Source organism: Shewanella sp. A22 (genome assembly GCF_053850585.1).
Genome location: NZ_JBSQBN010000135.1, coordinates 1 through 12,353 on the forward strand (window position 1 = coordinate 1; position 12,353 = coordinate 12,353).

General features: G+C 39.7%; 11 protein-coding genes. 5 read left to right on the plus strand and 6 right to left on the minus strand.

What is annotated here, in order from left to right:
* Positions 1-287 precede the first annotated feature (287 nt).
* Complete coding sequence (locus tag ACWXWT_RS17770) at positions 288-689, minus strand: DUF3224 domain-containing protein (RefSeq protein WP_456042910.1); 402 nt, start codon at positions 687-689, stop codon at positions 288-290.
* A 169-nt stretch (positions 690-858) separates the two neighbouring features.
* Here ACWXWT_RS17770 and ACWXWT_RS17775 point away from each other — a divergent pair, with 169 nt between their 5' ends.
* The 5 genes from ACWXWT_RS17775 (at position 859) to ACWXWT_RS17795 (ending at position 3,987) form a co-directional block, all read left to right on the plus strand.
* The gene (locus ACWXWT_RS17775) at positions 859-1,179 is read left to right on the plus strand and encodes a putative signal transducing protein (RefSeq protein WP_456042911.1); all 321 of its coding nucleotides are present in this window, start codon (positions 859-861) and stop codon (positions 1,177-1,179) included.
* A 99-nt stretch (positions 1,180-1,278) separates the two neighbouring features.
* A complete protein-coding gene (locus tag ACWXWT_RS17780; protein WP_456042912.1) occupies positions 1,279-1,638 on the plus strand; it encodes a rhodanese-like domain-containing protein in 360 nt (119 codons plus the stop codon).
* A gap of 8 nt (positions 1,639-1,646) precedes the next feature.
* Positions 1,647-2,558 carry a precorrin-2 dehydrogenase/sirohydrochlorin ferrochelatase family protein gene (locus ACWXWT_RS17785; RefSeq protein WP_456042913.1) on the plus strand — a complete coding sequence of 304 codons (912 nt, stop codon included), beginning with the start codon at positions 1,647-1,649 and terminating at the stop codon, positions 2,556-2,558.
* Positions 2,559-2,635: 77 nt separating this feature from the next.
* Positions 2,636-3,172, plus strand: a complete 537-nt coding sequence (locus tag ACWXWT_RS17790) for a YaeQ family protein (protein ID WP_456042914.1) — start codon at positions 2,636-2,638, stop codon at positions 3,170-3,172.
* Between the two features lie 212 nt (positions 3,173-3,384).
* Entirely contained in the window at positions 3,385-3,987 is a 603-nt protein-coding gene (locus tag ACWXWT_RS17795; protein ID WP_456042915.1) for a CBS domain-containing protein, read from the plus strand.
* A 73-nt stretch (positions 3,988-4,060) separates the two neighbouring features.
* On the opposite strand, the gene ACWXWT_RS17800 is transcribed toward ACWXWT_RS17795, so the two are convergent.
* The 5 genes from ACWXWT_RS17800 to ACWXWT_RS17820 all read right to left on the minus strand — a co-directional run bounded on the left by ACWXWT_RS17800 (position 4,061) and on the right by ACWXWT_RS17820 (position 11,968).
* On the minus strand, positions 4,061-6,508 hold the full coding sequence (locus tag ACWXWT_RS17800) for a S8 family serine peptidase (protein WP_456042916.1): 2,448 nt from the start codon (positions 6,506-6,508) through the stop codon (positions 4,061-4,063).
* Positions 6,509-6,984: 476 nt separating this feature from the next.
* The gene (locus tag ACWXWT_RS17805) at positions 6,985-7,365 is read right to left on the minus strand and encodes a rhodanese-like domain-containing protein (RefSeq protein WP_456042918.1); all 381 of its coding nucleotides are present in this window, start codon (positions 7,363-7,365) and stop codon (positions 6,985-6,987) included.
* 17 nt (positions 7,366-7,382) lie between these two features.
* On the minus strand, positions 7,383-7,595 hold the full coding sequence (locus tag ACWXWT_RS17810; RefSeq protein WP_456042919.1) for a YgaP family membrane protein: 213 nt from the start codon (positions 7,593-7,595) through the stop codon (positions 7,383-7,385).
* A 45-nt stretch (positions 7,596-7,640) separates the two neighbouring features.
* A complete protein-coding gene (locus ACWXWT_RS17815; protein ID WP_456042920.1) occupies positions 7,641-10,913 on the minus strand; it encodes an efflux RND transporter permease subunit in 3,273 nt (1,090 codons plus the stop codon).
* A 5-nt stretch (positions 10,914-10,918) separates the two neighbouring features.
* Positions 10,919-11,968 (minus strand): efflux RND transporter periplasmic adaptor subunit, encoded by a 1,050-nt coding sequence (locus ACWXWT_RS17820; RefSeq protein WP_456042921.1) that lies wholly within the window; start codon positions 11,966-11,968, stop codon positions 10,919-10,921.
* Positions 11,969-12,353 lie beyond the last annotated feature (385 nt).

Genomic DNA, 12,353 nt, shown 5'->3' on the forward strand with positions numbered 1-12,353 from the left:
TTTTTTTATTCGCATTTTTTTCTTGTTTGGAGAGGTTAAGTATTTCTTTATCAGTAAGAGAAGTCATACATAAAGATTAATAAGAGGTGATACTTTGATTAGATCACATTTTAATCATAATTGGTATCACTAACGTTTTGTACCACTGCGTTTGCGGATCAATGATTAAGGTTTCCCAGCCATCACAACCTAGAATGTCGACACGGGTACAAACGAAAGCCGCAGAAGCCTGGTAGCCCTCTACTCTAAAAGTGCCTATAGCTGTATGTAAACGAGAAATGGTTATCTTAGTCATTTTGTAAGGTAATGGTGTAATCAGCTTGGCCGTTTTCGGTCGATGTAAACTCACCGTAGCCAATAAATTGCTGCAGGTTATTGGTACCCGAGTCAGTGATTACGTTGAATTGGCTTTTTGCTATACCTTGTGAAAACACTCCATTATGTTGTAATACTATGGTGCCAGTTATTTCTGGTGTGCTTACCGTTAAGTGCTCCATTCCGACAAATACTGCCGCATCCCCTTTTTGATATGACATGACATAACGAATGACGGAAGACCCACTGATATCACCAGAATACGTTTGGGTAATTTCTGCGATGGTTTGCTTACTGTTATTGTTATGTTCAGCATAAGCAGATTCATTCCAAGCGGTGATCTGAAAAACACCCTTTAACACAATTTTCGTCATATAGAGTCCTAGAAATAATATTTTTGAATGTAACAAGATAGTTTGTGTAAAATTAAGCTAATCATTGTTTACGACAAATGTCCAATTTAGAAACAATACTCGACAGATTTTGGCTTAGGCAGTAGGATGAAACAAATTTGCCAGCAAGAGCAATGACCTAGGATAACGCATGGAACAACGAAAAGTTTTATTGGTTGGTGGTAATTTATTACAGGCTCATACATGGAAAGGCTTACTTGAAACGAGTGGAATAGATGTTGATCTTAAGGGCGAAGCACTCATTGGTGGTGTGGGTGGTTTACCTATTGAGATGCAAACAGTTGAGTTATGGGTTACTGACAGTCAACTAACAGCTGCTCAAACTATACTTGATGCACTCGATATAAAACAACCACAATGGCAATGTGTTCAATGCCATGAAATTAACGAAGGAAGTTTTGAGTTGTGTTGGCAATGTAGCTCACAAAAAAGTGAAATGCATAACGAATAACGCTATGTATAAACTGTTTTTTCTTAACCCACTTTGGGTTTTAAGGCGTATGACTCATTTATCACTTACGAGTGATATTACCCAATTTAAGGACACGTTATGCAAGCATCCCCAGCTTTCGCCAAATTGGTCGATTCTGTTATGCCAAATGTCACTTTAGTCACCATTGAACAATATCAGCAACAAGAACAATGGCAATTAATTGACGTACGTGAAGATAATGAATGGCTTCAAGGGCATTTACCCAATGCAAAACATATGAGCCGTGGCATTATAGAGCGCGACATTGAACATCGTTTCCCGAACAAAGATACTCCATTACTGCTTTATTGTGGAGCAGGGCAGCGGTCGGCTTTATCTGCTCATAATTTACAGCTTATGGGTTACACACAGGTTGCCTCAATGGTTGGTGGTTATCGCGCGTGGATACAACACCAATTTCCTGTAATTGAAGATTGAGTTAATTAATGCAATATTTTCCATTATTTGTAGATACTCAAGGTCTTAAGGTGTTGCTGGTTGGTGCCGGTGATGTTGCCACGCGTAAATTGGACTTATTAACGAGAACTGATGCGTATATACATGTTATAGCACCCGTTGTTGCCAATGATATTGAAAATTATCATCAACAAGGTCGAATACAATTATCTCACCGTGGTGTGCACCGTGATGATATTGCTAATGTCGATATTATTTATCTTGCCACTGCGGATGAGCGGATAAATATGGAATATGCACAATTAGCCACTGAACGTGGTATTTGGGTTAATGTGGTTGATAATCCTAAATTCTGTCGATTTATCACGCCTTCAATTGTAGACCGAGGCCGGTTAGTTATTGCAATAAGCACTGCGGGTGCTGCGCCTGTTTTTGCTCGAACCATTCGTTCTCGTCTCGAGACCATGCTGCCGTCATCGTTAGCCCCTTTGTTTGATTTTGTTGCTAGTAAACGCGAAGAAGTGCAACATAAATTGCTTGCAGGAAAAGATAGACGATTGTTTTGGGAGCGATTTTTTACCACTAATCAAGATAAGTTTGATGGGTTAACTGAGCAGAGATACCATGATGCATTTCAGGATTTTAGTGTAAAAGGCGACATTATTTTATTAACGAATGATACGCCGGCCCATTTACTTCCCATTGCTGCAATGCCTTTATTACAAAAATTGGACGTTATTTACAGTGATAGTCCGCTTGACAGTGAAATGAATGAATTATTGAGGCGTGATGCAAGCCGAGAAATAGTGCCATTGTTAAGCGATATTGCTTCTCAATATGCACATGGTAGTCGAATCTTAATAGTGTCCTCTATAGATCGAATCACTCAGTTTAGTGAATATTTCCCTATGGCAAAACATTTACGCCCCGGCACGATTTAAGTCATTTAGCAGTATATTCTATTATGCCGAGTCTACTTTGTAGTAGACTCGGTTTTTTATATTTTCTGGAATTTTCTATGGCTGCTAAAGCAACCGTTTTTAAAGTCTCACTGCAAATTGCAGACATCGACCGTCACTATTATGCTGATCACCAGTTTACCTTAGCGCAACATCCCTCTGAAACGGATACGCGTATGATGGTGCGTTTACTTGCTTTTGCCATAAATGCATCTGATAGCTTAGCTTTTAGTAAAGGTTTGTGTGTCGATGACGAAGCAGAGCTTTGGGACAAAAGTTTAAGTGGTGAAATTGATCTCTGGGTTGAGTTTGGTCAGGCTGATGAAAAGTGGCTAAGGAAAGCTTGTGGTCGTTCAAAACACGTTATTCTTTATACCTATGGTGGACGAAGTGTGCCTATTTGGTGGCAACAAAATAATCAAGCCTTTACTCGCTATGATAATTTAAGCGTCATTAATTTGCCTGAAGATGCGGTGAAACAAATGGACGTGTTTGTTAATCGTAATATGTCATTGCAAGTCAGTATAAGTGAGGGGCAAGTGTGGTTGTCCGATGCAAACCATAGTGTATTAATAGAGCCAGAGACATTAAAATGAGGGATGTTGGGCTAGTCAATTATTACACTATTTAGATACACAGTTATCTGAATTTAACCTTAATTTAGCAAAGGTGAATTAAGTTTAATTTAATGGGACTTGTACTAATAAAAACACAGGCAGATAATCAAATTATCTAGTAAGCATTGTATTAATTTATAACCAATTAATAAATATCATGTTTTTACTAATAATTGATTGAGGAAGTTATTGTGAAAAAATTAGCCCTATACCCAGTAGAAAAAATTGATGAACTTACTTCACCAGAAGCCCATGAAGACATCTCAGTATTATCTTCAGCGCTAAATGTATTTACCGATTTTAAGAAAGTGACGCCAATGGTTATCGAGTCCAGCACATCGGCTGTTAACGTTGAGCACTTAATGCAAAAATCCCATGTCCGTCTAAAATTGGTCATTGATGACAAAGAGCAGTTTATTGGTTTAATCAGTTTTGAGTCTTTGTATAATCAAGAAATATTGAAACGTGTAGCTGCGGGGCATCAGCGTGATCAGCTAACGGTTACCGATTTTATGATCCCTAAAGAAGAGCTTAAAGCGATTGATTTTGAAGATTTAAGTTATGCTCGTATTGGGGATGTTATTGAAACATTACAATCCGCAGGACAGCAGCATTGCTTGGTATTAGACCGAAAGCATCATACTATTCGTGGTGTATTGTCGGCCAATGATATTGCCAGACGATTAAAATTGGCTGTAGATGTCAGTACGCCAAACTCTTTTGCTTCAATATTTGAAGTCATAAAGAAAAATCAACAGCCAGCAGTTTTACAAACATTACAACCTCACTTCTAAGCTTCATTCAATCATTAATGGCTCATAAAAATAGCCACATAATGTGGCTATTTTTATATTAAAAACAAGAATATTATTGGAAGCTTAAACTCCAAGTATCGATATACCCAGTGTCTTGGCTTGCATTATCTACTGCTTTTAATGTCCATATACCACTAGACTCAACACCTGCCATATTAGCCGTATAAGTCTGCGTTAAGTTATCGGTTCCGCCACCAGTATTATTGTGTAGCACAACAGTTTGACCTGTAGGGCTAACTAACTGGATGGTTAAATCACCAATATAAGTATGAACAATCCCGATTGAAACGGAGACAGTCCCTGAATCGCCAGTGCGGCTAACGGTAATTGGGCTGCTAATGCCGCTGGTGTTATTATCAGGAATCGTATAGTTATCGGTGTTCGTGTAGCTTGCTGGGCCGCCTGTATTACCCCCACCTGTGCTACCAGCAGTGTAATTAGCAACTAAACTGACACCACTAAATGCACTATAACCTTGTACCATCACATAATAAGTACCAGATTGAACCGTAGTGATAGGGCAAGATTCTGCATTACCATTTTCCCATGGACGGCAATCATAACTGCTGTTGGTCGGTGAAGCGCCATACTGTACATATAAATCAGCATCGCCAGTACCACCGCTCATGGTGAAACTTAAATTCGTTGCGTTTGCTGGTACATCTAGCGAGAAATATAACTCATCATTTTTTGCGCCAGCTAGACCCGTTTTAGCGACACCGTTTTCAAGTACACTGTCACCTGAACCATTACCCGGATCCGTAGGACCATTACATGATTCATCAAGGTAAGCTTTTGCCGCAGTAGCATTAACCATGCCGTAACCTGTTTGGTTGTCGCGACCAGCAACACTTAAATCATCTGCGGTTGCATTTAGTGCATTACGTACTTGGCTGGCACTACATTCAGGATGATAACTCCATACTAATGTTGCTACACCTGAAACATGTGGCGTTGCCATTGAAGTACCATTGTAATACTCATAATCTTGGTTGCCTTGGTTGCTCACCGTGGCCGACTGACCAATTTGAGCTTTAAGTGCCAGACCCGTTGCACGATCTACAGAAACGGAGGGAACGGTAATGTCACTATTTGCATCAACAAGGAAAGGGTTTTGCAAGCCTGGTAACGCGCTATTACTATAAACAATTATCCCTGCAGCCCCTGCATCCTTACAGGCTTTTGTTGCATTAATTTCTGGATAGCTTGTCCCTTGGTTACCCACTCGTTCAACTAAACAGATTTTGTTGTTCATATTAGCGCAATTAAAACTTGTGCCATTAACAGTACATTCTGCCAATGTGCCAGTAGCACTTGCGTTAATGGGTGCGGCAGTATAGTTGCTACCAGATGGTGTTAAACGATTATGTGGTACTAGGCCATTGTTAAAGTATGACTGACCACCAATAGTGATATCGGCTAAACGACCTTCACCAACGGTAACCGTTGATAAGATAGCTTCTCCGGGACCTGAAATTTCTACTTGGTCTGTATACTGTGAAAAAGCGGCATGATCAAGATTACTGTCTACAGCTGCAACCGACATAACGCTATCATAAGATGCAGGATAGCTATAACTACTATCACCAGAATTACCAGCGGCTGCAATGAGTAATACTCCATTATTATAATGAGAGTTTAATGCATTTCGTTCGGTTGTCGTAGAGCCACTGCCACCTAAGCTCATAGTGACTACATTTGCACCACCAGCGCTAACACAAGTATCGATAGCCGCTACTAAGGATGATGAGTAACCCCACCCAGCCTCATTAAATACTTTGACAACATGAATATTGGCATTTTGGTTAGGCATAACTCCAACAACACCTTCGTTATTGGCAATGGCGGCAATGGTGCCAGCAACATGAGTGCCATGGGCATTATTGTTACCTGGTTGATACCAATTACCTGTACCAGAATTATTGGTACCAGTTACATTATTGCCATTTAAATCGTTGTGGCTACGGTCGTAACCAGAGTCAATAATACAGATAGTACGATTGCCTGTTTGGTTATCACTTAGTACAGTGGCACCTACATACGTTTGCCCCCAAGGAGTTGTTTCTGCAAGCAATCTTCTAGGTAAATCTTCTTCAACATACTCAACGTCTTGACGCAAACGCAACTCTTTAATTGAAGGCGAATCGAGCTTTACAGAATAGCTATTACTACGACCGACACGCTTCATCTCTCGTGCTTTGACACTGTTTAAAGCCCGAAACTGAGTAAACACTTCATTTGTGCGAGGCTCGTAAGCCATGCTGTTGCTGTCTGTTTCTGTATTCAGGCCTTGCATCGCAGCACTACTATTAAGTGTCTGAGCTGCATTGTCATTTTTGAATTTAACGATATAACGTTTAGGTAAGGGTGATTGTTGTTCAATTTGTTGGTTGGTTGCAGAAAGTTGCAAGGGCGTTGGAGCTGCATTGACTTGAGTTGAAATGGCCAAAGCGAGTGCTGTCATGCTAAGCACGACAATGGGTTTTTTATGCTTTTTCATATTATCTTCCATGTTACTGAGAGTGACTTAATGTCTTTTGTAATTATGTTTTAACGATAAGCTTATTTTGCTCATCTGTTTAAAAGGTAACCATAATTCTGGCTTATGTAAATAAAATGTTAAATATTTATTTTAAGGTGACAAGAAGGGTGATTTATTTTTTGAATAAATATATTGTTTTTGTGAATTTATATTTCTTTGGATTTTGTGGAAACAATTACTTTATAAAGACTTTGTTGATTTATTGAAAAATCAGATTATTGGTAAAATGAATAATGAAAATTGGTTTTGCTAATTAATAAATAACTAATTTCTGTGGAAATAATAGTTTACGCCTTAAAAGTAGCGTTATTGTTAAGCGAATAAATTTACATTTTTAAATGATGGGGTTAAAAAGTGAGTATTTTGTGGTTTTTATTATTGATTAGGGCCTGTTAACCACGCAAGTTAGCCAAGCCCTATTTGATTTTTCGAGATTATCTATACGACATTAACGTGTCAAAACCGCCAGCATTATAAGTTTTACTATATCCTTGCTTAACTAATGCATTTTGCGCTATTCCGCTTCGACGGCCGCTGCGGCAATATAAAACAAGGTCGGTATCTTTTGTTAAGTTCAACTTTGTAAGTTCTGGCACTATTTGATCGAATGGAATATTAATTGCGCCATTAATGTGCCCAGCAGCGAATTCCTCTGCAGTGCGAACATCGATGACCATCACCTGACGCTCTATTTTTTGCCAAGCAACATTTGGGTCTTGTTGTGCCGCTTGGGAGGGGGGCATAAAAGAGACCGCCAATAAGGCGAACAATGCCCACAAGTGATTAGTCGATCTTGAAATAGATTTTTTTAACACAATCATGTCCTTGTTGTTTATTTACTTAAGGCTATTTCAGCTGCAGTTCTGACGCCCATTTTTTTCATCACCATTGCAGCTGGGCAAAAACCGGTAAATGCACTTTGAAATAGGTTAGCTCCTACAAATACCGTTAGCCAGACAAAATATGGACTGACCAATGCTGTTAACACAACCGATAATAAAACCATAAAGCCACCAAAGGCTATAATACTTCTTTCTAATGACATGTTTAACTCCTTATTTGGGTGATGCTCACAATATCAATAATGTGGTTACTTTGTGGTAGTCACGTGTTTTTGTTTCATTACTGAAAAATACAGCACAGGAATAACCACCAAGGTTAGAATGGTTGAGATAAAAATCCCAAAAATTAAGCTGATGGCCAATCCGTTAAAAATGGGGTCGTCTATAATAAATAATGCTCCAATTATTGCTGCTAATGCGGTTAACATTATTGGTTTTGCCCTTACCGCTCCAGAGTGAATAACCGCTTGTTCTAAGGGGATGCCTGCCGCGGTTTGTTGATTAATGAAATCAACCAGTAAAATTGAGTTTCGAACAATAATTCCAGCCAGCGCTATCATGCCTATCATTGATGGGGCAGTGAATTGAGCACCCAATAAAGCATGGCCCGGCATAACACCTATGATGGTTAAGGGAATGGGTGCCATGATAATTAACGGCACGGTATAAGATTTAAACTGTCCTACTACAAGTAAATAAATCGCTATCATACCAACGGCATAAGCAATCCCCATATCGCGGAACGTTTCATAGGTTATTTTCCATTCACCATCCCATAAAATAGACACGTCAGATAATCCATTTGGTTGATTAACTAAATTTTGCTGTATCGGATAACTTGAATCAGTTTGTTCATTTTGGTGGTTTATCTGGCTCACCATATCGAACATTCCATAGAGTGGACTGCCTGTTGGCCCTGCCATATCGGCTATGACCATAATCATCGGTACCATATTTTTATGTATAATCGGGGCGTTAATGGTTTGTAAGCTAACAGCCACTAGCTCTGACAGTGGTATAGAAGCTCCAGATTGACTTGTTAAACGTAATAACAACACTTGTTGTAGGTTAATTTTGGCGGCTTCATCAAGCTGGAGCCTTATTGGTGTCGGTTGAGTTAACTGTTCTTGATGTAAATAATTGACATCCTTACCATCTACGGCAGTGCTAATAGTATCGACAATACTGGCATATGAGATGCCCAATAAACGGGCTTTATTACGGTCAATAATGATTTGCCATTTTTGTTGTTGTGCGGGTAAATAAATATCCATATCAACAACGTGTTCAGTATCTTTGAAACGCTGTAATAAGTCATTGGCGGCTTGTTCGCGTAACTCGGTGTTAGGTGCATAAACCTCGGCGACAATGGGAGACCAAACTGGTGGCCCTGGTGGCACCTCAACAATTTTTATATTTGCTTGATAACGTAGACCAATTTTTTGTAATGGCTCGCGGACTGACGAAGCTATGGTATGGCTGTCTCTGTCTCGATGTTTTTTATCCACCAGGTTGACTTGAATCTCCCCCAGTTCTTGGCTGCTACGTAAAAAATAATGCCGCACTAAACCGTTAAAGTTCATTGGGGCATGAGTGCCTGCATATAATTGTAAATGCTCAATTTCTTCTATAGCAGTAAGATATTGACTCAGGTCTTGCAACACTCTTTGAGTTTGTTCTACTGGCGTGCCTTCAGGCATGTCGACCATCACTTGAAACTCAGATTTATTATCAAAAGGCAGCATTTTTAGTACAACAGCTTGCATCACTGGTAAGGCGGTAGCAAAGGCTATCAATAAAATAATCCCTAAAGCCAAGCCTTTTCGAGCTTTTGGTGCATGATCACCAATTAAAAAAGGACTCATAATCCGTGTAAAAAGACGTGTTAATCGATTGTCTTCTTCTATTGCGACACCAGTATCATGAGAGGCCTTGTTCACATGGTGAGTTTTCTTGTGAGGCTTAAGTAGGTGATTACTTAACCAAGGCGTCATAATAAAGGCGATTAATAACGAAATAATCATTCCCATGCTGGCATTAATGGGGATTGGGCTCATATATGGGCCCATAAGCCCTGATACAAATGCCATGGGTAATAAAGCGGCAATAACGGTAAATGTGGCTAATATTGTCGGTCCACCAACTTCATCAACGGCGTGGGGGATCAGTTCGCTAATAGGCTTATTACTCATTGCCATGTGTCGATGAATATTTTCTACCACCACGATGGCATCATCGACCAAGATGCCAATAGAAAAAATAAGTGCGAACAATGAAATACGATTTAACGTAAAGCCCCAAGCCCAAGATGCAAACAACGTAATCGCTAAGGTTATAATAATGGCAACACCAACGACAGCCGACTCTCGAAACCCCATAGTAAAAAAGACCAAGAGCACAACGGCTGACGTAGCAAAAATTAGTTTAAAAATAAGGGTGTTAGACTTATCTCCAGCCGTTTTTCCGTAGTTGCGAGAGATGGCAATATTGACATTGTCAGGGATTAAGACATTGTCCACAGCATCAATTTTGGCCAACACTAAATTGGCTATGTCGACGGCGTTTTGCCCTGCTTGTTTTCCAATAGCAATTGTTATGGCTGGGTAGGTTCCCTTGTCGGTGACATGCCAGACATGTTGTTTAGGAATATCACTTTTTAAGCTGACTTTAGCGATATCTGATAAGTATACCGCTTGAGGGGGCGAAGTTTTCCCTGCTGTGGTTTCTGATTGATTTACTTTAATTAATAGATTACTAACATCATCAGGCGTTTGTAAAAACTGCCCTGTTTGTAACTTAATTTCTTGATTAAATTGTGTCATTGAACCAAGTGTCGACACTTGGTTATTGTCTCGTAATGCGGCGCTGATATCGCTAAACATAACCCCGAAACTGTTCATTTTGACAGGATCAATGCGTACATTTAATACCAGTTCATGTTCGCCTTGGCTATAAATCTCGCGAGTGCCCTGTATTCGTTTTAGTTCGGTCTCGAGACCAGATGCAACTAAGGTGAGTTGTTCAGCTGTCATGTTAGGATCTTGTGACCAGAGCGTTAACCCGACAATTGGTACATCATCAATCCCTCTAGGTTTGATTAATGGCTCGCCAATACCTGCTGCATGATTAAATTTATCACTATTTGAATATAACTGATTATACAAATTAACCACGGCTTCATCACGTGGAACACCAACGTCAAAAATAGCGATAATAAGCGCGCCATCAGGCTGTGAAAAAGAGTAAAGAGTATCGATGCCTTTTATTTCAGAAATTATACGTTCGGCGGGCAAAGTAACCTGATTTTCAACTTCAGTAGGGGTGGCGCCAGGGTAGGGAATAAACACATCTGCAAATGTAACATCAATTTGTGGTTCTTCTTCTTTGGGCGTGATAATTACCGCAAACAGGCCTAGTAGTAAGCCTAAAATTGCCAACAATGGCGTAATGGCATTAAGTTGAAATGCTTTTGCAATTGAGCCGGAGATACCGAGTTTCATTGAACCGTTAGGCGTTGTCATTAGGGTTACTCCTGAGCTTTTGTTGCTGAGGACATAATCAAATAATGCCCAGCATCAATAACTATTTCATCACCTTCCATCAGGCCTGATAACACTTCAGCAGTGTTATTTTGATGGTCAATTCGGCCTATACGCACTTGATTAAGCGCTATTTTATCTGCATTTTTGCGATATACAGACGTTAAGTCACTAACTTGATGTATGGCCGATAATGGGATTATTAAGCTTGGCTTATTGGCGGTGTTATTTATGATTTTGGCCCATTGGCCTACGACGACGTTTTCTTGCTTGCTGGCATCAAGATTAACCCGAACCTGATGTTGGTGTGTAAGTGGATCGGCAAATTGAAATACTTGAATATCATTTGATGTGATCCTATCACCATTAAAGAGTTGTACGGTCACTTTTCCTTGTTGTTGCAACTGTGCGACATCTTGTTGAGGGACATTGAATACCGCCCTAAGGTGCTGAGTGTCGTAACCCGAGAATAAAGCTTGGCCATAGGATATTGTTTCACCCAACTCAACGAAACGTTGAGTTACTCGACCACTAAAAGGGGCGCTGACAACCGTGTAATTTACACTTTCTTTGGCTTTTATTAACAGGGCTTGCGCGGCGCTAACAGCTTGTTTACTGGATTTAGCTTTGGCTGTAGCTTCATCCATGGCGCCTTGTGAAATAGCGCCTTTAGGAAACAATGTTTGATAGCGAAGGTATTGTGCTTGTGCTTCGTTGTTCAGCGCTTTAGCTTTAGCGAGTTCAGCTTCCGCTCCTGCTAATCCCGCACCTTGTTCTTTATTGGTTATTTCTAATAATGCAGCACCTTGTGGTACGAGGTCATTGGCATCAAAATGAATATTAATGATCCGCCCAGAAGTTTGTGCAGAAACGGTTGCCGCTTTAATCGCTTCAATTTTTGCATCATAGACTCGGGTTTGAGGTTGCTGAGAGTTTACAAGTTTTAATGTTTTTATATCATAAGCTTGCGTAATACGGGGAGCCGTCAATGTGACAAAAATAATGCTGAAAAGTAATGCGTTGGATAATCGAGACATACTGATGGTCCATTTAAAGGTCTATAAGAAAATTCTAATGGACTTTGATGCATTACGCAACCGATATATTTGAAAAGTTTATATATTAGAACTCAAAGGTATAATTGGTGTTAACTTGCGATAATAGGGATAAAAATGAACAATAGGTTCTAGTCGTGTTGACCAAGCGTTATGTTTACACGTAAGGCAAAATGAATGATGATTTTTTTGGTAACCTCTTACCTATTTAAAATTGACTTAAGTAAGACAAAAGGTTGTTTAATACCAATCCTATTAAATATGTGATCTTTCAGCGGGAGTTCAAAGTGCTGTAGGCAAGGCAGATGATTGAAGCGAATAGTGATTCTATTTTGAAAGCATCTAACGAAGCATAAAGGACTTTGAA

Bases quoted from the DNA above. Each gene is read 5' to 3' on its own strand.
- ACWXWT_RS17780 (WP_456042912.1), top strand. From the start codon at position 1,279: ATGCAAGCATCCCCAGCTTTCGCCAAATTGGTCGATTCTGTTATGCCA.
- ACWXWT_RS17785 (WP_456042913.1), top strand. From the start codon at position 1,647: ATGCAATATTTTCCATTATTTGTAGATACTCAAGGTCTTAAGGTGTTG.
- ACWXWT_RS17810 (WP_456042919.1), bottom strand. From the start codon at position 7,595: ATGTCATTAGAAAGAAGTATTATAGCCTTTGGTGGCTTTATGGTTTTA.
- ACWXWT_RS17775 (WP_456042911.1), top strand. From the start codon at position 859: ATGGAACAACGAAAAGTTTTATTGGTTGGTGGTAATTTATTACAGGCT.
- ACWXWT_RS17770 (WP_456042910.1), bottom strand. From the start codon at position 689: ATGACGAAAATTGTGTTAAAGGGTGTTTTTCAGATCACCGCTTGGAAT.
- ACWXWT_RS17815 (WP_456042920.1), bottom strand. From the start codon at position 10,913: ATGACAACGCCTAACGGTTCAATGAAACTCGGTATCTCCGGCTCAATT.
- ACWXWT_RS17790 (WP_456042914.1), top strand. From the start codon at position 2,636: ATGGCTGCTAAAGCAACCGTTTTTAAAGTCTCACTGCAAATTGCAGAC.
- ACWXWT_RS17800 (WP_456042916.1), bottom strand. From the start codon at position 6,508: ATGAAAAAGCATAAAAAACCCATTGTCGTGCTTAGCATGACAGCACTC.
- ACWXWT_RS17820 (WP_456042921.1), bottom strand. From the start codon at position 11,968: ATGTCTCGATTATCCAACGCATTACTTTTCAGCATTATTTTTGTCACA.